Origin of the sequence: Algoriphagus namhaensis, from assembly GCF_042649705.1 — a bacterium.
GTDB lineage: Bacteria > Bacteroidota > Bacteroidia > Cytophagales > Cyclobacteriaceae > Algoriphagus > Algoriphagus namhaensis.
Genome location: NZ_JBHRZS010000007.1, coordinates 682,850 through 709,117, shown reverse-complemented (window position 1 = coordinate 709,117; position 26,268 = coordinate 682,850). Strand labels below are relative to the sequence as shown.

General features: G+C 42.5%; 27 protein-coding genes. 19 read left to right on the top strand and 8 right to left on the bottom strand.

Annotation, left to right across the window (positions count from 1 at the left end; genetic code table 11):
- The first annotated feature begins 36 nt into the window (after positions 1 to 36).
- Together ACFOSV_RS11415 and ACFOSV_RS11410 are read left to right on the top strand one after the other, a co-directional pair.
- Entirely contained in the window at positions 37 to 507 is a 471-nt protein-coding gene (locus ACFOSV_RS11415; protein WP_377906145.1) for a hypothetical protein, read from the top strand.
- A gap of 226 nt (positions 508 to 733) precedes the next feature.
- Entirely contained in the window at positions 734 to 2,155 is a 1,422-nt protein-coding gene (locus ACFOSV_RS11410; protein WP_377906144.1) for an alanine/glycine:cation symporter family protein, read from the top strand.
- A 13-nt stretch (positions 2,156 to 2,168) separates the two neighbouring features.
- Here the strand turns inward: ACFOSV_RS11410 and ACFOSV_RS11405 are convergent, their stop codons facing one another.
- Complete coding sequence (locus ACFOSV_RS11405; RefSeq protein WP_377906143.1) at positions 2,169 to 3,260, bottom strand: AI-2E family transporter; 1,092 nt, start codon at positions 3,258 to 3,260, stop codon at positions 2,169 to 2,171.
- Positions 3,261 to 3,390: 130 nt separating this feature from the next.
- Here ACFOSV_RS11405 and ACFOSV_RS11400 point away from each other — a divergent pair, with 130 nt between their 5' ends.
- From ACFOSV_RS11400 to ACFOSV_RS11345, 12 genes are all read left to right on the top strand, one after another.
- Positions 3,391 to 5,052 (top strand): carboxylesterase family protein, encoded by a 1,662-nt coding sequence (locus ACFOSV_RS11400; protein WP_377906142.1) that lies wholly within the window; start codon positions 3,391 to 3,393, stop codon positions 5,050 to 5,052.
- Positions 5,049 to 5,903, top strand: coding sequence for an alpha/beta hydrolase (locus tag ACFOSV_RS11395; RefSeq protein ID WP_377906141.1), 855 nt, complete (start codon positions 5,049 to 5,051; stop codon positions 5,901 to 5,903). The genes ACFOSV_RS11400 and ACFOSV_RS11395 overlap by 4 nt, the downstream gene beginning before the upstream one ends.
- A gap of 63 nt (positions 5,904 to 5,966) precedes the next feature.
- Positions 5,967 to 7,109 (top strand): 1-acyl-sn-glycerol-3-phosphate acyltransferase, encoded by a 1,143-nt coding sequence (locus ACFOSV_RS11390; protein ID WP_377906140.1) that lies wholly within the window; start codon positions 5,967 to 5,969, stop codon positions 7,107 to 7,109.
- On the top strand, positions 7,106 to 7,684 hold the full coding sequence (locus ACFOSV_RS11385) for a peptidylprolyl isomerase (protein WP_377906139.1): 579 nt from the start codon (positions 7,106 to 7,108) through the stop codon (positions 7,682 to 7,684). The genes ACFOSV_RS11390 and ACFOSV_RS11385 overlap by 4 nt, the downstream gene beginning before the upstream one ends.
- 20 nt (positions 7,685 to 7,704) lie before the next feature.
- Entirely contained in the window at positions 7,705 to 8,787 is a 1,083-nt protein-coding gene (locus ACFOSV_RS11380) for a Gfo/Idh/MocA family protein (protein ID WP_377906138.1), read from the top strand.
- A 12-nt stretch (positions 8,788 to 8,799) separates the two neighbouring features.
- The gene (locus ACFOSV_RS11375) at positions 8,800 to 9,558 is read left to right on the top strand and encodes an SDR family NAD(P)-dependent oxidoreductase (protein ID WP_377906137.1); all 759 of its coding nucleotides are present in this window, start codon (positions 8,800 to 8,802) and stop codon (positions 9,556 to 9,558) included.
- A gap of 12 nt (positions 9,559 to 9,570) precedes the next feature.
- Positions 9,571 to 10,431, top strand: a complete 861-nt coding sequence (locus tag ACFOSV_RS11370) for a fumarylacetoacetate hydrolase family protein (RefSeq protein WP_377906136.1) — start codon at positions 9,571 to 9,573, stop codon at positions 10,429 to 10,431.
- Positions 10,428 to 11,258 carry an amidohydrolase family protein gene (locus tag ACFOSV_RS11365; RefSeq protein ID WP_377906135.1) on the top strand — a complete coding sequence of 277 codons (831 nt, stop codon included), beginning with the start codon at positions 10,428 to 10,430 and terminating at the stop codon, positions 11,256 to 11,258. Before ACFOSV_RS11370 ends, ACFOSV_RS11365 begins: the two co-directional genes overlap by 4 nt.
- A 27-nt stretch (positions 11,259 to 11,285) precedes the next feature.
- Complete coding sequence (locus ACFOSV_RS11360; RefSeq protein ID WP_377906134.1) at positions 11,286 to 12,050, top strand: SDR family oxidoreductase; 765 nt, start codon at positions 11,286 to 11,288, stop codon at positions 12,048 to 12,050.
- Entirely contained in the window at positions 12,047 to 13,357 is a 1,311-nt protein-coding gene (fucP, locus tag ACFOSV_RS11355; RefSeq protein WP_377906133.1) for an L-fucose:H+ symporter permease, read from the top strand. Before ACFOSV_RS11360 ends, fucP begins: the two co-directional genes overlap by 4 nt.
- 113 nt (positions 13,358 to 13,470) lie before the next feature.
- Entirely contained in the window at positions 13,471 to 14,388 is a 918-nt protein-coding gene (locus tag ACFOSV_RS11350) for an alpha/beta hydrolase (protein WP_377906132.1), read from the top strand.
- A 12-nt stretch (positions 14,389 to 14,400) separates the two neighbouring features.
- Positions 14,401 to 15,093: an HAD family hydrolase gene (locus ACFOSV_RS11345; RefSeq protein ID WP_377906131.1), complete on the top strand. Its 693-nt coding sequence runs from the start codon at positions 14,401 to 14,403 to the stop codon at positions 15,091 to 15,093.
- Positions 15,094 to 15,178: 85 nt separating this feature from the next.
- Here ACFOSV_RS11345 and ACFOSV_RS11340 read toward each other — a convergent pair whose 3' ends face one another.
- The 3 genes from ACFOSV_RS11340 to ACFOSV_RS11330 all read right to left on the bottom strand — a co-directional run bounded on the left by ACFOSV_RS11340 (position 15,179) and on the right by ACFOSV_RS11330 (position 19,190).
- A complete protein-coding gene (locus ACFOSV_RS11340) occupies positions 15,179 to 16,924 on the bottom strand; it encodes an ABC transporter ATP-binding protein (protein ID WP_377906130.1) in 1,746 nt (581 codons plus the stop codon).
- A gap of 156 nt (positions 16,925 to 17,080) precedes the next feature.
- The gene (locus ACFOSV_RS11335) at positions 17,081 to 17,479 is read right to left on the bottom strand and encodes a DUF1573 domain-containing protein (RefSeq protein ID WP_377906129.1); all 399 of its coding nucleotides are present in this window, start codon (positions 17,477 to 17,479) and stop codon (positions 17,081 to 17,083) included.
- A 274-nt stretch (positions 17,480 to 17,753) separates the two neighbouring features.
- Positions 17,754 to 19,190 carry an ATP-dependent DNA helicase gene (locus tag ACFOSV_RS11330; protein ID WP_377906128.1) on the bottom strand — a complete coding sequence of 479 codons (1,437 nt, stop codon included), beginning with the start codon at positions 19,188 to 19,190 and terminating at the stop codon, positions 17,754 to 17,756.
- Positions 19,191 to 19,204: 14 nt separating this feature from the next.
- Here ACFOSV_RS11330 and ACFOSV_RS11325 point away from each other — a divergent pair, with 14 nt between their 5' ends.
- From ACFOSV_RS11325 to coaD, 4 genes are read left to right on the top strand one after another with little or no spacing between them, the layout of a single operon-like run.
- Positions 19,205 to 19,714, top strand: coding sequence for an NUDIX domain-containing protein (locus tag ACFOSV_RS11325; protein WP_377906127.1), 510 nt, complete (start codon positions 19,205 to 19,207; stop codon positions 19,712 to 19,714).
- Between the two features lie 48 nt (positions 19,715 to 19,762).
- Complete coding sequence (locus ACFOSV_RS11320; protein WP_377906126.1) at positions 19,763 to 20,344, top strand: hypothetical protein; 582 nt, start codon at positions 19,763 to 19,765, stop codon at positions 20,342 to 20,344.
- An 11-nt stretch (positions 20,345 to 20,355) separates the two neighbouring features.
- Positions 20,356 to 21,171, top strand: a complete 816-nt coding sequence (locus ACFOSV_RS11315) for a DUF3822 family protein (RefSeq protein ID WP_377906125.1) — start codon at positions 20,356 to 20,358, stop codon at positions 21,169 to 21,171.
- Between the two features lie 2 nt (positions 21,172 to 21,173).
- Entirely contained in the window at positions 21,174 to 21,629 is a 456-nt protein-coding gene (coaD, locus tag ACFOSV_RS11310) for a pantetheine-phosphate adenylyltransferase (RefSeq protein ID WP_377906124.1), read from the top strand.
- Here coaD and ACFOSV_RS11305 read toward each other — a convergent pair.
- Positions 21,626 to 22,300 (bottom strand): NUDIX hydrolase, encoded by a 675-nt coding sequence (locus ACFOSV_RS11305; RefSeq protein ID WP_377906123.1) that lies wholly within the window; start codon positions 22,298 to 22,300, stop codon positions 21,626 to 21,628. The genes coaD and ACFOSV_RS11305 overlap by 4 nt on opposite strands.
- A gap of 100 nt (positions 22,301 to 22,400) precedes the next feature.
- Between ACFOSV_RS11305 and pyrE the strand changes: the two genes are divergently transcribed.
- Positions 22,401 to 23,048: an orotate phosphoribosyltransferase gene (pyrE, locus tag ACFOSV_RS11300; RefSeq protein ID WP_377906122.1), complete on the top strand. Its 648-nt coding sequence runs from the start codon at positions 22,401 to 22,403 to the stop codon at positions 23,046 to 23,048.
- Positions 23,049 to 23,055: 7 nt separating this feature from the next.
- Here the strand turns inward: pyrE and ACFOSV_RS11295 are convergent, their stop codons facing one another.
- The 3 genes from ACFOSV_RS11295 to ACFOSV_RS11285 all read right to left on the bottom strand — a co-directional run bounded on the left by ACFOSV_RS11295 (position 23,056) and on the right by ACFOSV_RS11285 (position 26,257).
- The gene (locus ACFOSV_RS11295; RefSeq protein WP_377906121.1) at positions 23,056 to 24,246 is read right to left on the bottom strand and encodes a hypothetical protein; all 1,191 of its coding nucleotides are present in this window, start codon (positions 24,244 to 24,246) and stop codon (positions 23,056 to 23,058) included.
- 20 nt (positions 24,247 to 24,266) lie between these two features.
- Positions 24,267 to 25,061, bottom strand: coding sequence for a type 1 glutamine amidotransferase (locus ACFOSV_RS11290; protein WP_377907297.1), 795 nt, complete (start codon positions 25,059 to 25,061; stop codon positions 24,267 to 24,269).
- Between the two features lie 80 nt (positions 25,062 to 25,141).
- Positions 25,142 to 26,257: a carboxylate-amine ligase gene (locus tag ACFOSV_RS11285; protein WP_377906120.1), complete on the bottom strand. Its 1,116-nt coding sequence runs from the start codon at positions 26,255 to 26,257 to the stop codon at positions 25,142 to 25,144.
- Positions 26,258 to 26,268: the final 11 nt, after the last annotated feature.

Below are 26,268 nucleotides of genomic sequence, written 5' to 3'. Positions count from 1 at the left end.
CAATACTGGAATCTGGTTAGATCGAATTTAAAGACTATGAATAACAATCTTGATAAAATTCTTTCTTTTATAGTTGAAATAGGGATTACACTTAGTGAAGAAAAACTAGAAGATGGCACTTTTTTACCTGGCTTGAAAATCGATCGAGGTGTAATCATCCTAGACAGAGAAAAACTTCTTTATCCAGGTGATGTTCTTCATGAAGCTGGACATATTGCCTTAATGACGGCCCAAGAGAGGAGAACCATAGTTGGAAACGTAAAAGCATTCAGATCTCCTATGCAGGATGATGAAATGGGAGTGATGGCTTGGTCATTTGCTGCAGCAAAGCATTTAGAGATTCCAGCAAAGGAAGTTTTCCATGATGGAGGTTATAAAGGAGAAGCTGACTACTTGCTTCAGGAATATGAAACCGGACAAGTGAGAGGGTTGCCATTACTGGTTTGGATGAATCTAACGAGTTATGAATGCTATCCGAAAATGAAAAGATGGGTCAGGGAGGATTGAAACATAAACCCACCACAGATTGATTTGACAATTTGTAAACATGCCAAATGAAGAAGCGCCGGTTTTGTAAAGAATATACAACTGACATAAAATGCACCCTACCATATCCCAACTGGGAAAAGCAATCCTATTATTTTTTCTTACTTTCGCAGATGTCAATTCAATTCATTGGAGGTTATTTTGGTTCGAAAAAAGCATATAATCCTCCATCTGAAAACAAACCAACATGAACGAGATTATTGAAGGCATTAATGCCGTGGTGTGGAGTAATGCGCTAATTGTACTTTGCCTGGCAGCAGGCATTTATTTTTCTATCCGAACCCGATTTCTACAAGTCACCTATTTCCGAGAGATGATCAGTCTTCTCTTTCGAGGCAAATCATCCAAAGAAGGGGTTTCTTCCTTTCAGGCCTTTGCCATAGCGATCTCTGGAAGAGTGGGAACAGGAAATATCGCAGGAGTGGCCACCGCTATTGCCATGGGAGGTCCTGGAGCTATCTTTTGGATGTGGGTTATCGCCTTTTTGGGAGCTTCATCAGCATTTGTGGAATCAACTCTTGGCCAGATTTACAAGGAAGTCAATAATGGACAGTATAGAGGTGGGCCAGCTTATTACATTGAAAAAGGATTGAAGGTCAAGTGGTACGCCATGCTTTTTGCTTTTGCTACTATTTTAGCCACAGCCCTTTTTATGCCTGGAGTACAGAGTAATAGCATCGCCCTTAGCGCAGAAAATGCTTTTGGTATTGACCCCATGTATACAGGATTTTTCATCACTGCTTGTTTGGCAATTATCATTATCGGAGGAGTAAAGAGAATCAGTATCGTCGCTGAGATTGTGGTGCCTATTATGGCAGCAGCCTACATTTTTATGGCTCTGGTGATCATAGGAATCAATATTACTGAAGTTCCCGCCATTTTTGGTTTAATCATCAAATCTGCTTTTAATCTTGAATCAGCCTTTAGTGGAGTCTTTGGTATGGCTATAGCATGGGGGGTGAAAAGAGGAATCTATTCCAATGAAGCTGGGCAAGGTACCGCACCACACGCCGCAGCCGCCGCAGAAGTAAGTCATCCGGTTAAGCAAGGCTTGGTTCAGGCTTTTTCTGTTTATGTGGACACGATCTTTGTTTGTACCGCCACAGCCTTAATGATTTTGTTTACTGGGCAATACAACGTAGTGAATCCGGAAGGAGGCTTTTTGGTAGAGAATCTTCCAGGAGTGGAGTTTGGGCCAGAGTACACACAGTATGCAGTAGCAACAGAGTTTCCTGCCTTGGGTCAAGGGTTTATTGCTATTTCCTTGCTGTTTTTTGCATTCACCACCATTCTAGCCTATTACTATATCGCTGAAACCAACTTGAGTTATCTAACAAGAAAAACCAAGAATAAATGGTCACTCAATGCTCTACGAGTTTTAATTCTAGGAGCTACATTCTATGGATGCATCAAAACGGCTGAAGCTGCTTGGATGCTTGGCGACATTGGTGTGGGTTTGATGGCTTGGATCAACGTAATCGCAATTATTCTTCTTAGAAAGCCTGCACTGAAAGCCTTGGACGACTATAGACGTCAGAAAAAGGAGGGCAAAGATCCTGTGTTTAAAGCCAAGGAAGTGGGGATTGAAAATGCGGATTTCTGGGATTAATTGGCTCCGAAGACTAATCTTTGGGTTTCTTTAATTTTCGCTTGAGAATTTTCAGGTAATTCTCATTGGCTTCCGTCACTGGCACATCATCGCCTAGAAGGTAAGCGTAGGCCTCCATCCCTTGGGTTCGTTCGAGCGTCAGCTTCAGTACACCCACTAGCGGGATGAAAAGCACCATGCCTGAGACTCCCCAAAGCCAGCCACCCAATAGGATAGCTAAAACTACAGCGAGTGCATTCACTTTCACTTGAGAACCCACCACCAAAGGTGTGATGAGGTTGTTTTCCAAAAGTTGAATCCCCCAAAGCACCCCAAATGTTAAGATAGGTTCTGTATAGGAGTCGCTGGTGAGGAACACGTAGAGAATCGCAAAGAAGGAGCTGATAAATACACCCACATAAGGGATCAAATTCATAATGGCTATAAATGCCCCGAAGAGAATAAAATACTCTATTCCTAGGAAGTAAAAGAAAAGTCCAGCTAATAAGCCTACGATAATGGTGACCTTGAACATGCCTGCCAAATAGGATTGGATCACATATCCGGATTGTCCCACCCAATTGAGCACTTTGTCGCTGGGACCTTTGGAAACTTTCGCCAAAAACTCAGCAAAAAAGTCTTTGTAGTACATCAATAAAAAAACATAAAGTGGAATAATCCCCCCTAGTGTAAGCGATTTACCCGTGGCAAAAAGTGTCTTGTTAAGGTTTTCTGGGCTCAAGTAGGACCAGATTTCTGTAGATCGATTATCCGCAATTATACCTCCACCGAATAAGGTATTGATCTGTTCAAAATAGTCCCCAAGTTTACTTTTGAGGTTTTCTCCGATCTCTGGAATTTCCTTAATCAGGCCGATCATCTGATTGAGTAAAAGGTAAAAAACCCCTACTACGAAAACTGTAAAAAGTAGAATACTAAGAACAATAGCTACTCCCCTGGGGATTCGCTTGAGCTCGAGCCAATTGGCAATAGGATACAGGGTAAATGAAAAGAACACTCCCCAAACCAAAGGGACAAACAAGAAAGATCCTTCCTTCAGGACGATAGTTCCTAAAACCAAAACAATCAGCCCATATGCCCAATTTTGTAATTTTCTACGTTCCAAGATTTCAATGCTGGTTGATGAAATATACAAAATACCAATCATCCACAAACTAGTCAGGGCATCAAAGATTCATCTAGAAATGATGAATATTTTTTAGATTGAGAATAATTCAATACCCAACACACCCAAAATGAGACAGTTATTTCTAAGTTTTTTGCTAGGCATTTTACTTTGGCAGCCTGCCTTTTCTCAAAAATTAGCTGCCGGGCCTCAGGTTCTTACCATCCATTCTGACCTAGACGACACCGAGCAGCCCTACGCACTTTACATTCCAAAGGACTACGACGAAAAAAACGCTTACCCCCTAATGGTGATGCTTCATGGCGCAGGTTCCAATCATCGATTGGCATTAAGAAGAGTATTTGGAAAAAGTAATGCCGAAGGTGAGACTGACGTGGAAGCTAGCCGTTATTTTCCAGAATGGGAAGATGTGAATTACATCGTCGTAGCACCTTACGCACGGGGTACTGCAGGCTATCAAGGAGTAGCTGAGCATGATGTGATGCAGATACTTGAAGACGTTAAAAAGCGATTCACCATTGACGAAAACCGAATTTACCTTACTGGACTATCCATGGGAGGTGGCGGTACCGTCTGGATGGGACTTACCAGACCAGATATCTGGGCGGCCATCGCGCCAGTTTGCCCGGCTCCGCCTATGGAAGCCATGGAGTTATTAGGAAACTCATTCAATTACCCAGTTCATTTTTTCCAAGGAGGAGCTGATCCAGTAGTGCCAGCTGAAGGGACCAAACGACTTGTTTCCGGAATGCAAGCAGAGGGGACAGACGTCTCGTATGTTGAGTATCCAGGAGTACTCCATGATAGTTGGGTGAATGCCTATGCAGATGGGTTTATTTTCGATTGGTTTGATTCCTACACCCGAAATCCAAACCCAATGAAGGTCAAATTTGCTACCAAGCAACTGAAATACGACAAGGCTTATTGGGTACAATTCACAGAAATAGCACCAGGGAAACTCGCTGAGATCGAGGCCACATTTCAAAATGATGGAAGCCTGAATATCACCACTGCCAATCTCCTAGCCTTTTCCTTGGATCTGGCAAAGCATCCTGACTACAACGATAGTAAACCACTAACCATTCGTATCGACGGAGAAACTAAGCAACTTGCTCCTTCACCTGAATTCCATCTTTACAAGGATGAAACGGGCTGGAATCAGGGCATTAAAGAATCAAAATCTCTTTCCAAACGTAGGGGGCTTGAAGGACCTATATTTGACGCATTTAGCCAAAGACATGTTTATGTATTTGGAACACTAGATAACCCATCGGATGAAGAGCTTGCAAAAAGGCGGGCTGATGCTCTTGAGGCAGCCAATTGGTCCAACTACAGAGGGGAGTTTCTCGGACGGATGATGTTTTTCCCACGGGTGATATCGGATAAAGAAGTCCGGCCAAGTGACTTAGAAGATGCCAATTTGATTCTTTTTGGAGATGCCAATACCAATTCAATGATTGCAGGAATGAAGGACATCCTCCCAATACACCTCGCTCAGAATGATGGGGAGACGGGCCTTCTATATATTTATCCTCAAGGTGAAAACTACGTAGTGATCAACTCAGGGTTGAATTGGTGGGCCAATCTGAAAGAAACCGGTTATCCATTTGTATCCCTAACGCACCGCGTCCTACCGCAATTCAAAGATTACATCTTATTCGAGAAGTCCATTGATCAACCTTTGGCCGAAGGGTATTTTGAAAATGATTGGACCCTATCTACTGAAGCAAAAGAAACAATGAAAAAGTCAGGTAAAGTGAACATACGATGAAAAAAATCAAATTAATTACCCTAGGGATTCTACTGTCCTTTTACGCCTTTGGACAGGCACAAGTAGATACAGTTTCTGTGCCGAGTGAGGCAATGAAAAAGGAACTGAAAGTAGCAGTCACATTTCCGGAAGGTTACGAAAGTAGTGAAAAAAACTACCCCGTTTTATATTTGCTTCATGGCGGAAGTGGCGCTTTTGATGATTGGCATAGGAAAGTCACTCAGCCTGGATTAGTGCCAGAAATGGCCAATAAATACGATCTGATTATTGTAACACCAGGTGTAGGCCCATCGAGCTATTACTTTGATAGTCCCCTACTCGACTCGGTGCAGTATGCAACTTACATTACGGCTGAGCTTATTCCTTATGTAGATCAAAACTTCAGAACCTTAGCCAAAAAAGAGTCTCGAGCCATTTCCGGGCTTTCGATGGGAGGACATGGAGCGATCACCTTAAGTGCGAAAAACCCAGAATTATTTATCGCCGCTGGCTCTATGAGTGGGGTAATGAATATAGACACAAGAATGTGGGAAGTTGGAGATGGGCTCAAAAACATGCGCCGAGAAGGACAGGCCATGATGCTGGGCCCCATCAATTACGACGCTCCTTTTAGCAAATACACTGCGGTGGGTCTCGTTCAGGAAATGAAGACAAATGGACTTGCTATGATCATCGACTGCGGAGTAGACGACTTCTTGATATCGACCAATCGACAACTTCATAAGCTATTACTGGAGAATGAAGTAAACCATGAATATATCGAGAGGCCTGGGGCACACACTTGGCCATATTGGACCGAAGCCTTACCCGTGCACCTTGCTTTTTTCGATAAGTATTTAGAAAGAAAGTAGCCAAAGACAACGAAATTGATCTTGGAGGTTTTAACTTCAACTTCCTAACACGTTTAGTCACCCATGCACACATTCGATACCATTCGTCCTTTTTATGACTCGGAAGTAAATAAAGCTATTCATTCCATTATTGACGACCCTATGCTTCAGGCAATGATGATGTTTACCTTTCCAGACGATCGAAATCAAGATTGGAAGAGACAAATGCTTCATACCCATTCACTTCGAGATTTTCAGATCAACTTTATTTATCCCGGATTAAAAAAGGTTTTGGAAAAAAGCTCAGATGGATTGAGCTACTCTGGATTCGAAAATCTTGAACCCAATACAGCTTATCTATTTATTTCCAACCATCGCGACATCATTCTGGACACCTCCCTTTTAAATGGCTGCCTTTATGAAAATGGACTAGTGCTCACCACGAGCGCCATCGGGGATAATTTGGTGAAAAAACCATTCCTTAACACCCTTAGTAAACTCAATCGAAACTTCACTATCGAAAGAGGTGCTCAGGGCCGAAGACTTCTAGAAAGCTCTATTCAAGTTTCCTCTTATATCCGTAATTCTTTGATTCATGAAAACCGCTCCGTTTGGACTGCACAGCGTGAAGGGCGGAGTAAGGACGGGAACGACTTAACCCAAAAGGGAGTATTGAAAATGCTCACCTTGTCCCATCTAGGTAAAAATCCTTTCGATGCATTTAAGGAAATTAAGGTGGTGCCCGTCTCTATTTCTTATGAATATGATCCTACCGATATTTTAAAACTGCCTGAACTTCTGGCAAAGGCTCGGGATGAGAAATATATAAAAAGTGAAAATGAGGATTTCTTAAATCTCCTTAGAGGAATCATGGGCACCAAAAAGCATATTCATATCCATGTGAGTGGGGTAATCAATGATGAAATAGAAGAGATCAATCAAAAAGAAATAAATCTGAGCGAAAAGTTTGCCGAGCTTTCTCTTTTGATCGATCATAAAATCTGGAAAGGCTACAAACTCTGGCCGAGTAAATACATCGCTTTTGATCTCCTCAATGAAACTGATAGGTACAGCGATCGCTATAATGCTGAGGAAAAGGAAGCTTTTCTTCAGAGATTTAAAGAAAAAGTACAGACTGAGGACCCGGTTACCCGTGAAAACTTCCTCGCTATGTATGCTAATCCTGTGAAAAACAAAGAAAGTATCCAAATGATCAATCAGCCGTGAAAAACCAAATTCTTTTAGCTGTCCTTTTCTTTTTTTGCATTAACGCATTCGCTCAAAAAAAGGGGGACATTCCCGTTGGCCAAATCATTACTCCCCTTGGAGAAATATGGATTTCCCTTGATGAGCGCACCCCAAATCATCAATCTAGCTTCATTGAACTTGCAGAGGCAGGGTATTGGGATTCGCTCACTTTCAATCGAGTGATCCCAAACTTTGTTGCCCAAGGTGGCTGTCCTGACACACCTGAAGGTTTTAATGATCCGGAGTATTTATTAGCACCAGAATTTCATCCGGATATCAAGCACGTGTATGGAGCTGTGGGTGCTGGAAGAGATGGGAATCCGGACAAACTATCCGCTAGATGTCAATTTTACATCGTCCAAAACAAAGAAGGTTTAGCGAGATTGGATGGAGACTACACCGTTTTTGGAGAGGTAATTAAGGGGATGGATATTGTGGACCAAATCGTCAATGTACCGCGTGATAGCATTGATCAGCCTGAAACTGACATTACATTGGATATCAACATCTTATATTTAAGTAAAAGAGATTTCGAGAAACTCAAAGGCAAATAAACGCGAAGAATTAAATTAATATGACAACCAATAAACCTATACGAATCTTAGTAGTAGGCTGCGGAAATATGGGAGCCTCCCATGCTAGGGCTTATCACGACATGCCTGAGTTTGATATCTGTGGATTGGGAGCACGAGGTGAAAGTAAAGTAAAACTCAATCAAACTCTAGGTGCAAATTACCCCCTTTTCACAGACCTGAAAGAAGCTCTAACCACAACTAAACCAGATGCCGTTTGTATCTCCACGTATCCAGATACGCATGAAGAATTTGCCTTAGCAGCGCTAGACGCAGATTGCCATATTTTTATAGAAAAACCTCTTGCTGATACCATTATAGGGTGCGAACGAATAGTTGCAAAAGCCAAAGAAAAGAACAAAAAAGTAGTCGTAGGCTATATTTTGAGACATCATCCCTCTTGGATTCGGTTTATCGAAGAGTCCCAAAAACTTGGTAAGCCTCTAGTCATGCGAATGAATCTGAATCAACAAAGCCAAGGCTACATGTGGGACGTGCATCGAAATCTAATGAAAAGTTTGAGCCCTATCGTGGATTGCGGTGTGCATTACATTGATGTAATGTGTCAAATGACCAGATCAAAACCCCTCTCAGTTTCTGCAATTGGAGCGAGGTTAACAGAGGACATATCAAAGAACAATTACAATTACGGCCAACTCCAAATTCGTTTTGACGATGGATCGGTAGGCTGGTATGAAGCTGGGTGGGGGCCCATGATTTCGGAGACCGCCTTCTTTGTAAAGGATGTCTTTGGACCAAAGGGATCGGTATCTATCGTTGCTAAGGATGCAGGAGCAAGTGGTAAATCAGACGATGTGGATAGCCATACCAAGACAGAATCGATTCGCGTACATCATGCGGATATTGATGAAAAAAATAATTTCACCAAGGCCGACACTTGGATCGATATGAAGGATGAACCTGGCCATCAGGAGCTTTGTAATCGAGAGCAAGCTTATTTTTTAAATGCCATTACGCAGGATCAGGATTTGACCGATCATTTGGAAGACGCAGTGAATAGTCTTAAAATAGCTTTTGCATGTGATGAATCGGTGAAAACAAGGCAAATCGTCACCTTGGACTAAATCCAGTACATAATGAAAAAAAGAAACATACTGATCACTGGTGGGGCCAATGGAATTGGCTTGGCAATCGTTAAGAAATTTGCTGACTCGGGCGCCAATGTCTTCTTCATCGATATGCAGGAAGAAAGTGGCAAGGCCGTGGAAGCAGAATTGGAAGAAAAAGGTCAAAAGGTCAAGTTCCTATTTTGCGACATTACCAACAGCATTTCTGTAGAAAGTGCCATCGATGAAATCACAGGTGGAATACACGTTCTCATCAATAATGCTGGGATTTCTCATATCGGAAATGTAGAAAACACCGCTGAAGAGGATTTTGACCGAGTGTATGAGGTGAATGTGAAAGGAGCTTTTTTGGTTACCAAAAAGGTGATCCCAAAAATGAAAGCTGTTGGTGGGGGTGCCATTCTCAATATGGCCTCCGTGGCAGCTACCATGGGCCTCCCCGATCGATTTGCCTATTCGATGACCAAAGGCGCCATGCTTTCCATGACCTTGAGTATTGCTCGAGATTATGTTAGCGATGGCATTCGTTGCAATTGCCTTTCCCCAGGAAGAGTTCACACACCTTTTGTAGATGGTTTTTTGGCAAAAAACTACCCAGGGCAGGAAAAAGAAATGTTTGCAAAATTAGCTGCCACCCAGCCCATCGGACGTATGGCCGAGCCAAAGGAAATTGCTGATTTAGCCTATTTCCTCTGTAGCGATGAAGCAGGGTTTATTACCGGAGCAGATTATAATATTGATGGAGGCTTTAAAGGCCTCAAAGTTTAAACTACAAGACGTATGAAACTTTTAAGATTTGGAGAATTTGGCAAGGAAAACCCAGCCATTCAAACCGCGGACGGTAGAAACTTAGATTGTACCACATTTGGAGAGGACTGGACCGAAGAATTTCTTGCCAATGATGGCTTAAATAGGTTAAAAGATTGGCTAAAGGTTCACGAGGCCACTTTGCCTGAAGTTCCTCCCAATGAGCGAATTGGCTCCCCTATTTCCAGACCCTCAAAAATTATTTGTATCGGGCTCAACTATCTTAAACATGCCCAAGAAGCAGGAATGGAAGTGCCGAAAATACCTATTGTTTTTATGAAGGCCACTTCATCGCTCTGCGGACCTTTCGATCCGATTTTTATCCCAAAAGACTCCGAGAAAACTGACTGGGAAGTGGAACTGGCGGTAATTATCGGGAAAAGAGCGAAATACGTCAACACCGAAAATGCCTTAGACTATGTGGCTGGCTATTGCGTGCACAATGACGTCAGCGAACGAGCATTTCAGCTAGAGCATGGCGGGCAATGGGTAAAAGGAAAAAGTGCGGATCATTTCGCACCACTAGGACCACTATTGGTCACCAAAGATGAGATTTCCGATCCTCACAATCTCCGTCTTTGGCTTAAGCTTAACGGTAAAATCCTTCAAGACAGCAATACCTCTGACTTGATCTTTGATATTCCAACAATCATTTCTCATTTGAGTCAGTACATGACCTTGCTCCCTGGCGATGTGATTTCTACTGGGACTCCATCAGGAGTGGGTATGGGCCTTAAGCCTCCTGTATATCTTGAAAATGGAGATGTAGTCGAATTGGGAATTGAAGGTCTAGGAAAGGCCAGACAAGTGGCTATGAACGACCCTGAAGCATGAAACTAGATGCGCACCAGCATTTTTGGAAGTATGATCCAGCCAAGCAAACCTGGATTGACTCAAGCATGGGTGCGATTAAACATACTTTTCTACCAGAAAATTTATATCCTGAACTTGATTCAAATGAAATCGATGGGTCCGTCGTGGTTCAGGCAGAAGAAAGCTTCAGAGAAACCGCTTGGCTTCTAGATTTAACCTCGGAAGAGAAAAAAATAAAAGCTGTAGTAGGCTGGGCAGATCTCAGCCGCGATGATTTGGAAAAAGATCTCGATGCTTTCTCCTCCAATTCTAAACTCAAGGGCTACCGGGAAGTGCTACAATCCAAAAAGCCAGAGTATTTTCTAAAACCTGAATTTATTCGAGGCTTGGCGAAAATCGGGAAACGAGGCTATACCTATGATTTATTGGTTTATTCCTCTCAGCTTGAAGCTGCTTTTCAACTGATCAAAAAGTCCCCGGAACAAGCCATCGTGATTGACCACCTCGCCAAACCACAGATCAAGCTTGGCATTTGGAGAGAATGGAAAAAGGAAATGAGTCTCTTTGCCGAACGGGAATATATCTACTGCAAACTTTCAGGAATGGTGACTGAGGCAGATTGGAAAAACTGGACAGCCTCAGACTTCAAACCTTATTTGGAAACTGCATTGGAGCTTTTCGGGCCAAAAAGACTGATGTTTGGAAGTGATTGGCCAGTTTGCCTTTTAGCAGGAAGCTATTCCCAGGTAGCCGAGGTGATTTCTGAATTTATCGCTCCCCTATCACCCAGCGAAAAAGCACAGATCATGGGTGGCACTGCCATGGAATTTTATGGAATAAAGCCCTAACTTATCTGAACGGCCCAGAATTAAAGCATGAATCTCAATCTCAAAGACAAAGTTTTTTTAATCAGCGGAGGAGCCAAAGGTATCGGAGGAGCCATTGTCACCGCACTCTTGGAAGAAGGAGCCATACCCGTCATTATCGATCCAGACGAAAAAGCTGGAGCAAAGCTTTTGGAAGGTAGTCGAGGGATTCAAATACCAACCTTACTTTCTAGTGAAGAAGATTCCAAAAAAGCCGTGGAATTGGCCATTCAGACCTTTGGAAGTATTGCCGGACTCGTAAATAATGCGGGCGTAAATGACGGAGTAGGTTTAGAAAAGGGGAATCCCAAAACCTTTGCTTCCTCGGTGAGCAAGAATCTCAATCATTATTATGAATTGTCACATTTTGCTTTGCCATGGCTTAAAAAAAGCCAAGGAAGCATAGTCAACATCAGCAGCAAAACTGCACTCACTGGCCAGGGAAATACCTCCGGCTATACCGCAGCTAAGGGAGCGATACTTGCTTTGACTAGGGAATGGGCTGTGGAGCTGCTCCCCTATTCCATCCGGGTAAATGCCATCATTCCGGCTGAAGTGATGACTCCCATGTACCAAAATTGGATTGAATCTTTTGAGCAGTCTACGCAAAAATTGGCTGAAATTACTTCCAAAATCCCATTGGGAAACCGCATGACGAAGCCAGAAGAAATCGCTGCTATGGCCGTTTTCCTACTTTCCGAAAAAGCCAGTCATATCACCGGACAGCATATTCATGTAGATGGCGGCTATACCCACTTAGATCGAGCTTTATGAGTAAAAAATCCGCTTTAGTACCCAAAGAGCTCCTGCTCCCCTTTATTCTGATCACTTCCCTTTTTGCGCTGTGGGGCTTTGCCAATGACATCACGAATCCCATGGTGGCGGCATTCAAGCGGGTGCTAGAACTCAATAATACTCAAGCCTCTTTTGTACAATTGGCCTTTTATGGGGGCTATTTCACCATGGCCTTACCTGCAGCCATTTTCATCAAAAAATATTCTTACAAAACCGGGATTCTATTGGGGCTAGGACTTTATGGGTTCGGAGCATTACTTTTTTATCCGGCCGCAGCATGGGAAAGCTATGGGTTTTTCCTTGCCTCCCTGTACATCCTTACCTTTGGACTCGCCTTTTTGGAAACTACGGCCAACCCATATATTCTATCCATGGGTCCCGCCGAAAGGGCCACTCAACGACTAAATCTAGCCCAGGCTTTTAATCCAATGGGAGCGCTGGCGGGGCTTTTCGTTGCAAAGCAATTTATCCTCAATTCTCTTCAATCCAATGAAACTAATACTGATGGGCAAATCATCTTCGATAGCCTAGACGAGTCTTCAAAAGCGCTGATCAGGGCATCAGACCTGATGATTATACGTGACCCATATGTGATTTTGGGCTTGGTGGTTTTGGGGATTCTGGTACTTATTGCCTTGGTGAAAATGCCAGAAAACAAGGATCAAAGTAGTAAAATTGACTTTATGCCTACCATGCGTCGGCTGTTCAGAAATCAAAACTTCGTAGGCGGGACGCTGGCGCAAATGTTTTATGTCGGTGCGCAGATTATGGTTTGGACCTATATCTATCAATACGCTGAAGTACTCGGAATTTCGAATGCTAGTGCGGTCAACTATGGCTATGCCGCCTTGGTAGTCTTTTTGGTTGGTCGTTGGATTTGTACCTGGCTCCTAAGATATCTATCCGCTCAAAAGTTGCTCGCGATTTTTGCGGCTATGGCTATGATTTTCACACTAGGAGCGATTTTCTTGGTTGGAATGCCAGGGCTTTACAGTTTGGTGGCCATTTCTTTTGCGATGTCTTTGATGTTTCCTACTATTTATGGAATTGCCTTGGAAGGCATGGGAGAAGATTCAAAATTCGCAGCAGCCTTTTTGGTAATGGCAATCGTAGGTGGTGCAATCATGCCTACACTTCAAGGTATGATTCTCGATTTGGGGGGAAGTAATTACGATGATATTCTGATTTTGGGCGTTCCGGAAGTAAATTTCTCCTTTTTGCTACCACTGTTTTGTTTTATGATGGTTTTGCTCTTCAGCCTTCGTGTAAAAAATGTATCTAATTAGTTCAGCAAAAACGAATCACAAGTCACCCAACATACTGGATAAGATTAAGAAAAAGCTTTTAGATAAATCTTCTAGAAACGTCAAAATCTCAAATGAAATAATCAATTCATGATATGAAAAAGCTTTTTTTCACCCTTCTGACTCTATTCTCAAGCCATATGCTACTTGCTCAAAATCATATTATCCCTCTCTGGGAGGGAACACCTCCACTTCAGAAGGAAGTGGAACTAAAGGAAAAAATCGTGCAAGAGGATATCGTCCGGATCAGCAATGTTCAGACACCAACTTTAGAAGTATATCTCCCTGCAAAATCCATTCGAAATGGTCAGGCAGTACTGATTTTTCCAGGAGGTGGTTATCGGATTCTGGCCTATGACTGGGAGGGGACAGACTTCGCCAAATGGTTAAATACTCAAGGGATCGTTGGAATTGTTGTGAAATACAGATTGCCTGATTCACCTTCGCTTACCGACCCAAAGGAAGTGCCTTTACTGGATGCACAGCGCGCTATGAGGATGGTGAGGTACAATGCTGAAGAATGGGGTATAAATCCAGAAAAGGTCGGCGTAATGGGTTTTTCAGCCGGAGGACATCTGGCTTCTACCCTCAGCACCCAATATGACCATGACCTGGATTTGCCAAAAGACACCATCGATGAGCTTTCGGCTAGGCCAGATTTCTCCGTTTTGGTTTATCCTGTAATTTCATTTCGTGATAAGTCGGCACACTCTGGTTCTAGCAAGGCTTTGATTGGAGAAAACCCAAGTCAGGACTTTTTGGACCGTTTCTCGGGAGAATTAAATGTGAATGCAGATACTCCTCCAACGTTTCTAGTCCATGCACAAGACGATAAAGGTGTCCCCGTTAGAAATAGTCTTTTGTACTACGAAGCTCTGACTGACGCAGGTGTGCCCGCATCTATGCATCTCTACCCTACCGGAGGACATGGATTTGCATTTGGGCTTGGCAAGGGAACCGTAGAAAACTGGCGAAATGAGCTTTTGACCTGGCTTAAAACCATGCAGGATTAAAGAAGAAAAAAGATGATCAAAACAATCGCTTTCGATGCAGATGATACCCTTTGGGTGAATGAACCTTTTTTTCGCGAAGCGGAAGAGAAATTTGCCGGATTGCTGGAGGACTACCTTCCAAGACATGCTGCGATCAAGGAACTTTATGTCAAGGAAATTCAAAACCTATCGACCTATGGCTACGGCATCAAAGGATTTATGCTCTCGATGATTGAGACGGCATTGGAGGTCACTAACGGCAAAGTGCCCTATGGATTTACGGAAAAGGTAATTCAAATAGGGCGAGATATGCTAGAAAAACCAGTTGAACTTCTGCCTGGAGTCGAAAAGGTCTTGAAAGAATTAAACGGTACCTATAGACTGGTGTTGGCGACAAAGGGAGACTTGCTAGATCAAGAACGTAAACTCAAAAAATCAGGCCTAGAGTCTCATTTTCATCACATCGAAATCATGAGTGAGAAGAAAGCAGCGGACTTCAACAAGCTGATCAAGCACTTGGACGTGAAACCAGAGGAGTTTGTAATGATAGGAAATAGCCTAAAATCAGATATCCTCCCTGTTCTTGAGCTCGGTGGATTTGCCATTCATATTCCTTATCATATCACTTGGGGGCACGAACAAATCGAACATCAAATCAATCACCCTAATTTTCATCAGACCGAGACCATAGCTGAGGTGGCCAAATTAATCGCTTCTTGGGATTAATTGGAGAAGGAACTTCTAGATCTGAGAACCTCTATTCGCTAATCCCTGTTATCCATTCTCTCTCCAACTCTCACAATGCAGACTTTTAAATCCTTGCCTGATAGGTGTAAAGCTGATAATATCTGCCTTCGCTCGCGATTAACTCTTCGTGCGTACCTCGCTCTACAATATTTCCCTGCTCGATTACGAGAATCTGATCCGCTCTACGGATGGTACTTAACCGGTGAGCAATAACAAACGTAGTCCTACCTTTCATCAGATCAGCTAGCGATGCCTGAATGAGGGTTTCCGATTCCGTATCCAGATTTGATGTGGCTTCGTCGAGTATCAATATCTTAGGATCTGCCAATATTGCCCTGGCAATGGCTATTCGTTGTCGCTGTCCTCCGGAAAGCTTCACGCCTCTCTCCCCTATCAGCGTATTTAAGCCATCCTCGAATCGATCCGAAAATTCATTTACATAAGCTGCCTTGACGGCATCCTGCAATTGAGCTTCGGAAGCGTCAGGTCGTGGAAAAAGTATGTTTTCCCGTATCGTTCCCTCAAAGAGAAAGTCATCTTGGAGCACGACCCCCAGTCTAGCCCTAAATGACTCCAAAGTGACCGTCTCCAGATCATAACCGTCCAAAAGAATTTTTCCTGAATCGGGATTGAGAAATGTTGCTGCCAAACCGGCGATCGTGGTTTTACCTGAACCTGAGGAGCCAACAAGAGCAGTCACACTCCCAGCCGGGGCGGTGAAACTAATCCCTTTAACCACCTCCTTGTCTTCTTCATAGGAAAAAGAAACCTGCTGAAATTCCATCTTACCCTGAAAAGATTCGAGTTCGTGCACACGTCTTTTGTCATCGGACTCCAGAGGTGTATTCATGATTTCCTCTGTACGATCCAAGCCTGCAAAAGCTTCGGTGAGCTGACTGCCAATATTCGACATCTGCACAATCGGCGCGATCATAAAGCCCAGATATAAAGTGAAAGCCAGAAAATCACCAAAAGTCAAATCGCCCTGCATGATCATATAGCCTCCAATTCCCATAATCCCAGCTGAAGCCAGTCCTAGTAAAAGTGCACCAGCCGAAGTCACTAAACTAGTGGCTGTAAGACTGGCTTTGACATTAAGAAAAAGTCGCTCGACCCCATTTTCAAAGGTTTTCACCTCTTGAGATTCGGCGTTGAATCCTTTAATTACGCGGATTCCACCGAGCGTTTCCGTAAGTCGACCTGTCACTTCTGCGTTAAGCTTGCCACGTTCTCGGAAGATTGGCCGGATCCTTCCAAAGGCCTTGAGAGACACCAAACCGAAAATAATAACTGGAACCAGTACGTACAGAGTCATCAAAGGGCTGATATTGATCAAAAGGAAAAGCGAAATCACTGCAGTCAGGACACCACCAATCATTTGAGCGAAGCCTGTACCCACCAGATTTCGTACCCCTTCAACATCGGTCATTATTCTGGATACGAGTTCGCCAGTTTTAGCATTATCAAAAAAACGAATAGGGAGTTTGATAATGTGAGCTTGGACTTGAGAACGAAGTTTAGAAATCAAATTCTGAGCTTCGACGCTGAGGATCTGTGTCAAAGCATACGAAGTACTGGCCTGAATGACGATAGCAAAAACGACCCCGCCAATGAGCCATTTGAGCATATTCAAATCGTTGGAAGGGATAACATCATCGATGAGGATTTTGCTTGCCCCAGGCAAAACCAGGCTTGCAAGTCTTGAGATCACAATCAAAAAAAGCCCAAGAAACAAATGCTTTCTTCTTGGCCAAATGATTTTTTTAAAGACGTCTTTGATTGTGACTTTGCGCTCAGCTTTCCTTGCCATGGTGTTGGGGTTTTGGAAAAAACCAGATTACATCACAAGAGGTTCATTTTGGGCTTTTGCAAAGGCCTAGAAATCTCAAACCTGAAAAACCAAAGTAACTTTAAAACAAAAAAAGCTCGCCTTTTTGGGCGAGCTCTGGTTTGGTCATTCTGTAGATTAACGTGTCTTTGGAAGCACATTAGAGATCAATGAGATCTTTTCGATGGGCTCAGAAGCATTAGAGTAAATCCGAACTACTGAATTTTGTTTTCCCATTTTGCCTGCTGAGTTGAAAGAAACCTCCACCTCAGCTTTTGCTCCAGGAGCGATCGGCTCTTTTGGCCACTTAGGTACCGTACAGCCACAGGTCGCTGCGACATTCGAAATAATCAATGGAGCACTTCCAGAATTGGTCAATACAAACGTATGAGACACTCTGTCTCCTTGGGTGATATCTCCAAAATCCTTTGACTTTTCTTCAAAAGTGATCATGGCTCCAGCGGCTTGTTCTTGCGCAGCAGCGCTAAAAACCAAGGCGAACGTAAATACTGAGAATAATAATGCTAGCTTTTTCATTTGTTGTAATGGTTATTTAATGTCAAATCGAATGCTTCAAAGAATGAGAGAAATCTATAAGTCCCCTTCCTTTAAGCATTTCTTGGTTTGTTTTCTTTTCAGCTCAAATATTCAACTTTTTATTCCTACATCAAAATTACAGAAACCGCGCCAAGCTTGAAATTTTTATGTTAAAATATGCTGGATAAGACGGGAAATTGGGATGTCGGTATGCAAGGAGTGTGATGAGTTTTATTAAAGCTAACTATTTGTTAATCCCGAATCCTCTTAATCTCTATTCCACATTTCCTCCGAAAAAAGCTGATGCAAAATTGACCAGAAATAACTCTTGTTTTGCACGCGTCACTGCAGTGTAAAGCCAGCGGGTAAAATCAGTATCTACTTGTTCTTGTGGCACATATCCCTGATCTACAAAAACACTCTCCCACTGCCCTCCTTGCGCCTTATGACAAGTGAGCGCATAAGCAAATTTGATTTGTAGCGCATTAAGGTATGGGTCTTTACGAATCAATTCCTGTCGCTCAACCTTCCGCTCCACATCCGCATAGTCTTCTGAGACTTGTCGGTAAAGCTCTCTATACTGCTCACGAGTCAATGCTGGTGTATCACTATGGAGCGTATCCAGAATTACCTTCGCCTCAAGATGGGGCTCGTCCGGATAGTCCAACAATCGGATTTCCAAAGTGGCAAAACGCAACCCATACATTTCCTCAAATCGACGGATCTTCATTACCTCTGCCATATCTCCGTTAGCAAGAAAATTCACCGTTTCCGACTCCTGCATATAGGTATAGTTGTTCTTGACAATCATGATCAGATCCCCACTATCGATCTCCTCGTCGAAGAAATGTACCACGCGACGGATGTATTGGTTGTATTGAACAGCTGCTTTATTGGATCTGGTGATGACGACAGAATTTTCCGATCCATATTTGTTATAGGCATATCGAATGCCGTCTTCAAGTCTCTCGCCTGTCATTCGAAAGATGTCCTTAAACCCTGCCGTTTGGATATGAATGACGGGGGGTTCTTTGCTCAATTGATTTCGAAGGGCAGTAGCATTGAATAGTATACCAGACTCTAGTTCCTGTCTCATCACTTCCGAAAGTTCAATATGTTCAGGCTGAAGACGATATTGTCGCTGCAAATAACCAGGATCCAAGGCGGGACTCAGAGTAGATCCCACGGGCGGCAATTGAGCGGTATCTCCGAGGAGTAGGAGCCGATTTCCCTCTCCTCCAAACACATACCGAATCAAATCTCCAAGTAAAGTCCCAGACATCCCTCCATCATCCGAAAGCATGGAAGATTCATCCACAATAAAAACGGTGTTTTTGAAGTAATTTTTCTGAAGGATAAATCCTCCCGAAAGACTACCATCTTCTCCCTTTGGCTTATAAATGATTTTGTGAATGGTAAAAGCATTTCTCCCACTGTAATTGCTCATGACTTTGGCCGCTCGCCCTGTTGGGGCTAATAACAGGCTCCGTAGTCCAAACTTTGGCAACACCTTGACAAGTGCTGAGATCACTGAAGTTTTTCCTGTTCCTGCATAACCTTTTAGCACGAAAACAGGGGAATCTTCTACCTTTTGGAACAAAAAACCATCCATCTTGGCAAAAAACTTAGCCTGCCCATCCGTGGGTGAAAAGGGAAAACTTTTTCTCAAATACTGTGAGGGCAAAACTTGGGGTTGCCTATCTTTATCCATTACCACGAATGTAAATGGCTCAGGACAAGATCAGCAAGAAAATCGAATCAAAATTTGGCAATCATCTCCGAAGCCGTGTAAATGGCATTTTAATTCAGGATGAAAAACTCTTGATGATCAAACACATGATGTCTGAGGATCGGGAATTTTGGTCCGTACCGGGAGGTGGTATGGTCTACGGCCAATCTGCCCCCGATAATCTGAAAAGGGAATTTCTTGAAGAGACGGGGCTTGAAGTGGCAGTGGGTGACTATCTTTTTGTCCACGAATATCTGGATCCTCCTCTGCATGCTATGGAACATTTTTTTTTGGTAGAAAAAATTGGAGGCCAATTGAAACTGGGAATGGATCCTGAATTGGAATCTGCCGAACAAATTCTCACAGAACTCCGATGGATGACCGTCGACGAACTCCATTCACTCCCTGAAAATGCCCTTCATCAAATCTTTTGGAGAATTAAATCACTAAAGGACTTAGGAAAGTGGACAGGATATTTTAATTTTGGGAATATTTCTCTAAAATAGCACGTTCTAAAATACCACAACCCTAAAAGATTTTAAACATCAACCGAAATGAATCTTACTAAAGTATTATCCCTTGTATTCTTTGTAGTGGCCATGGGCCTAGGTTATCTCCTTTGGAAAGGCGTAGATGACGTAGTAGAAGCAGAAAAGCGAATTGCACTGATCGAAGCTGCTGTAATCGAAAAACTTCAAATGCTTCGAGATGCTCAGCTAGCTTACCAAGCTTCTAATGGAGTGTATGCAGACAATTGGGATTCTCTGAAGAATTTCATCCAGGATGGTAAAATTTGGATCGTACAGCGTACAGAGACTACCAAACTTCTAGAATACGGTAAGGAAGAAATCACCGTAGAATTTGACACCCTTGGTTCTGTCGCAGTAATGGATTCATTGTTCAGTGAAACAAAATATCCTGACTTCAATTTAGAAGCACTTGTTGTGGTACCAGGTTCTGGAGGAAAGCGATTCGAATTCTTCGCTGACCAAATCGAAAGAAACTCCTACGACGTTAACGTATTTGAGATTCGTGATCCAGCTCCGATCAATCCAGAGCGACAGTTGAATAACAACGAAAAAGCATTGAAAGTGGGCTCAAGAACTGATGCCTCCACTGAAGGTAACTGGAAATAATCTCCAGCACATTGGAAAAACACCTTACAGTATCCAAGAGTGATAAGTTTAATGTAGATTCTACAGCGAGCTTATCACTTTTTTTGTACCCTGAGTCAATCTTTATTTTTGCAAAGGATCAAAATGAAGCTATTCTTGCCATCCACAAGTACGAGGTTGAAGCCGAAAAGATCCTTGAGTTATTAGACTCAGATGAGCTTTTGTCCCTTTCGGTTCCATTAAAAGTTTTTCCTCATTCCGGGAATTTCGTGCTTGTCCCTGGAGCTCTTTTTACCAAAGGGGAAGAAAAAACATATCTGAATTTTGCCAAAGAGCAAGATGAAGATTCTTTTCACTTTTCATCTGGGCTAGAAAGCGGAAAGATTCAACTTGTTGGAGGGATGTCTTACGAGATCTATCAAGCACTTCTAGCCAAGTATCCAGAAGTAGCCATCCATCATGGAGCGTCAAGTTTTCTCTCATACCTCTTTCATCAGCGTCAAAATTTTCTTGGTCAAGAGATCCTTGTCAATTTGATCGGACCGAAATTGTATGCTGCCTGCTTTACAGATCAAGAGCTCGTTTCCTTTGGGATGTTTGACCTAAACACGCAAGAAGATCTTGTGAAATATCCTCGCGCTCTCATGTCCCAGCATGGATATCATCCCGCTCATGCTAGAATTACTGTCATTGGTAAAAGCGACTCTATTCAAAGTGATGAGGAATGGGGAAAGCAATTTTATCATCAATACCTCTCCTCAGAACCTAAGCCCAACCAGAATTTACATTCTGGAATGGATGCAGCAGAAAACTTTGGAATCCTTGAGGCTTTTTGGCAATTTGACTAGCTATGCAAAAAATTGCGATTTTTCCCGGATCTTTTGACCCTTACACCAAAGGGCATCACGACATTGTGATGCGAAGTTTGGATATTTTTGATGAAGTCATCATTGGGATTGGGTACAATTCGACCAAAAAAAACCGGTATTTTGATATTGATTTGATGGTTTCAAAAATCGAATCGGTGTACGTTGACGTTCCAAGAGTGCGAGTTTTGGTTTATAATGAATTGACCTCTACTATTTCTAAAAAGCACAACGCCAATTTCCTGGTAAGGGGCCTGAGAAATACCACGGACTTTGAGTATGAGAATACGATCAGTCAAATGAACCGCTATCTCAACGAAGATTTAGAAACGGTTTTCCTCATCACCTCGCCTCAGTTTGCGGCCATTAGCTCTACTATCATCCGTGAAGTACATCGATATGGTGGTGATGTCAAGGAGTTTTTACCCTATGAGCTCTAAGCATATTTTTCTTCCAGACTTCGCTGAAAGAGATAGCGCATAGAGGGATAAGAGGTCTTTAGCGCCTTATGTACACCTTTTTCGTCAAACCATCGAATATCGTCAATCCCTTCCTCCTTTTGTGGCTTCATTCCTACATCTGAAAGACAAGTCATCGTGTACCAGTACGTCTTTTTAAGGATACTCTTACGATCTTTGGTATAAGTATGCCAAGTGTTGCAGAGGTGATCATTTGCTCGTGCCACAATAGCACATTCCTCTTCCACTTCCCTGACCGCACACTGCTCCGGGCTTTCTCCTTTTTCAAATTTCCCTTTCGGGAAATCCCACTTTCCAAACCTATGGATAAGCAAGCAGTCCTCCCCTCTTTGCACCACTCCACCAGCTGCCTTGATAATCAGAAATCGACTTTTTATAAATGACTTTAAGTGCTTCTTATCTTTGGAAACCAAGGTAATCGAGTTGAGTTTCTTTAATTTTCTAGTTCGCAGCAGATAAAGTATTTTGATCACCAAAGTCTCGTCAGGTTCCTCAAAGAGGACATCCTCTGTCCAATCCGTTACATCATCAAGCTTAACATCTGATGTAAAAACCCTTGAAAACCTAGTCTTCGTTCCTAGCTTTTTATAAGAAAGGATATCTAATGGCTTGTCATTGATAAAAATTCGCATGCGCTGATTTTAAAAATTTGCTTGGGTGGAACTATTTCAAAAATGCATAAAAAAAAGAGTTGGCACAAAGATCGGAAGTCATATTCCCTTATTTTTGAGTATGAAAATTTTAGATCCAAACGTAGCCGCTGAAGTAGCAGACAAACTTCTTGAGATTCAAGCCATTAGATTACAACCTTCTCAACCCTTCACATGGGCATCTGGATGGAAATCTCCAATTTATTGTGACAACCGACTTTCACTATCTTTTCCTGAGGTGCGGAATATGATTAAGGAGCAGCTTGTAAGGAGTGTTCAGCATTTTTTCCCACATGCAGAAGCGATTGCCGGAGTAGCTACAGCAGGGATTCCTCAAGGAGCTTTAATGGCAAATGATCTAGATCTTCCTTTTGTTTATGTTCGATCCAAGGCCAAAGGTCACGGCATGGAAAACATGATCGAAGGAAAGGTCACTCCTGGTCAAAAAGTGGTGGTGGTAGAAGATTTGGTATCTACTGGAGGAAGCTCGCTGAAGGCCGCACAGGATCTAAAAGATGCGGGTTTCGAAGTTCTTGGAATGGTTGCCATTTTTAGCTATGGGTTCGATTTGGCTGCCGAAAACTTCGACAAGGCAGGGATTGAGCTCATCTGTCTTTGTCACTATGAAGCCATGCTTCCAAGAGCCGTAAAAAGAAACTATATCGACGAGGAAGTTCTGAAATCTTTAGCTAGCTGGAGAGAAAATCCTGCTACCTGGTCTCCAAAATAGACAGACCCTACTTTTCGAATAGGCCGATTGTTCCTCCTACCCAGTCTTTGTCTTTGTTGAATTTGACACCGATCATTTCACCTCGACTTAGTCGAACCAAATTTCCGATCAAGGTAGGTCGAGCATCCGTCAAAGGCCACATAGCAAATATTCGAATCTCAGCTTTGACTTTACCGGTAGGAGATTCGAGGATTGGGGCATAGCTTACCTTTTTTTGAAGAATAAATTGATCCCGATGCTCCACACGCTCAATGTCCTCTGGCGTCACATGAAATACTACCCCGGCCCCTGAGAAACTGAAAAGCGGTTTCAGAACATAGTTTTCAAGATCTGAAGGAATTTCATCCAGTTCACTTAGAAGTGTTGATTCAATGAAATAGGGCCCTGAGAGAAAGGGTAAAATAAATTTCGAAATTCGATTATACCAATTGGGATGTCCAGCCCATTCTACATCTAGTTTATCCGTGAATTTGAAATTCATTTTTAGATCCTTACGGGCATCCAGTTCGTCAAAGATCACTCGATTATAAATCCGCTTCACCTGAATTTTTTCCTTCTTGGCATTGAAGTAATAAAGGTGATCTCCTTCTTTTTGCACTTCTGTGACACAAACGATCGGGATCCCAAGATCTCGCTCAGCATAAAAGAAATCAATGCTAGTATTTTGCTTGACAGGCTCTACTTCCAAAAGAATGACTTCATGAGGCTCGTGACCATTGAGCACAATACGCCTCAGCAATTCAAGATAAGATGTAGCGTCATACCCGTTCAGATAAGGGGTAGTTTCCTCAAGAAAAGGATAAGCTGCCTTGAATTTTTCAAATAAGTTTTGCTGAAAATTAAAAATTGTGGGAAATCCCTGTACCTCAATTAGCTTTGGGACGATTTTCCCATCTTCTTCACAAACTCCAAAATCAATAGCCAAAAACTGAGAATGACTAGCTTCTCCTGGGACGTTTATGGTCAAATCAAGGGCTTTTTGTGTTTTTTGTTTGAAATCTGGACTAGCGATAAAATCGATCACTTCTTCGCTTGCCTCAAGCAGTTGAGCTTTTAATTCTTTGGAAATAAAAAAAGGGGACTCTGCTACTCTAAATGTGGGAGCTTTATTGAAGTCAGCGGCAATACTACCCAAAAACTCAGCATATTTTTGAGTTGAAAAGGCTTGATTGAATTTGGCTCGTAGAGTTGAAATCATAGATTGTGAATCAAAAAGATTTAGATCAAAGCGCCTTCCTTATCCGCGACTATTTTTGCTATTGACTGTCTAAGAAAATTTGGAATGAGCGTTTCATTGGTTTTGTAGACCTTATTCTCATCCACCAAGTCCTCAAGCATAGACCGGAATTTGGCTTTACCCTTCAGTTCAATGATTTTTTCACGAACCTCATGCTTTTTGAGATGTGCCAAGAAGCTCACGGGATCAGCTTCAGGGTGAAACTGGGTTCCTACCATTTCATCTGAAAATCGAATAGCCATCAAAGCTCTTTCATACTCCACGTGATTTCTGATCTTTTCAAGGGCAATAATCTTTGCCCCTAGTAGCTTAAACTTCTTTTTGTGAGGCTTGAGTACTTGATAATCCCGACTATCCACCGCCCAAAAAGGATTATCCAATCCTTCGAAAAGTGGATCCTCCATACCATCCGGACTTTTGTGAATGGTCATAACACCAAATGAAGTAGATTTTCGCTTGCTAATTTCTCCTAGCCCAAAATGCTTACAGGCCATCTGGAAAGAGTGGCAGATAAACAATATATGTTTTTTGATCGGGTCATTTTGATTCCAGATCCATATCTGATCTAAGAAGTCAAAAAACTTTAAATCCCAGTTATTATCGCCTTCAAGAGGATTACCTGGACCTCCTGTAGAAATGAAGAGATCGAAGTCCCGAATTTCAGGTATTTCGGCCTTACCTCGGACATCAAATATTTTGTAATTCAACTCTGTGCCAAATCCTTTGACAATATCTATAATGCAGCGCATACCTTGATTTGGCTCGCCGTCATACATATCTAAAATCGCTAGATTCAATCTTCTCTTACCCACTTTTTTTTGGTATTATTTTCTAATTCAAAGATAGGATATACCTTTTAAATGCCTTGCTGAAATTTACTTGTGATGAGATCCACCACAGCTTTGAGGTCTTGCGTTTTTTCAAAAACTTCAAGTTGCTGATCAGCCCCGGTTCCGTTTTTGAGAATAGTATGCACATATTCCACTTCTTCTCTGCTACCCAACTCATCAACTACGTCATCGATAAACTCAAGCAATTCTACGATCAACTCATGGGTCGGTACTTCTACCTTTCTTCCAAAATCGATCATCTTGCCTTCCAAACCGTTTCTGGCTGCTCTAAATTTATTCTCACGAATAAGTGCAATCCGGTAGATATTGAAGCTGGTATTCTTTACGTGAAGTTTGTAAAGCTTCGCAACAACAGCTTGAATAAGTGCTGTAATACAGATCGTCTCATCAAGTGTCAGACAAACGTCGCAGATCCGAAACTCAATGGTGCTAAAGAATGGATGCATACGCAAATCCCACCAAATCTTCTTAGGATTATCAATACAATTTGTCTTGACCAAGGTCTCGAGATAATTGTCGTACGATTGTACCGAATCGAAGTATTCGGGAAGGCCAGTTCTTGGGAATTTCGCAAAAACTTTAGCTCTAAATGCCTTAAACCCGGTATTTCTTCCTTCCCAGAAAGGGCTATTGGTGGATAGTGCAAAGATGTGTGGAAGAAAATAGCAGGCTTGATTCATTAATTGGAGAGCCGTATTTCTGTCCTCAATTCCCACATGAACATGAAGTCCAAAAATCAGGTTGGACCGCGCAATATCACGAAGCTCGTTGACAATGTGATGATATCTTTCATCGTCGGTGATTTCCTGATCCTGCCATTTTGAAAATGGATGAGTTCCTGCCGCTCCCACCAGAAGATTTTGTCTGGAAGCCAACTGAGCCACCTGACCCCGAAGAAAACCGACCTCCTTTCTAGCCTCGCCTATGTTTTTGCAGATATTGGTTCCGACTTCCACCACAGCTTGGTGCATTTCGGCTTTCACTTGCTCACGCAAATGAATTTTACCTCCCTCCACAATTTTGGACATATGAGATCGTAAATCCCGAGTCTCTGGATCTATGATTTGGTACTCTTCTTCTACACCTAAGGTAAATAGTGGTAACTTTTTGGTAGAACTCATCCGAAAATCAG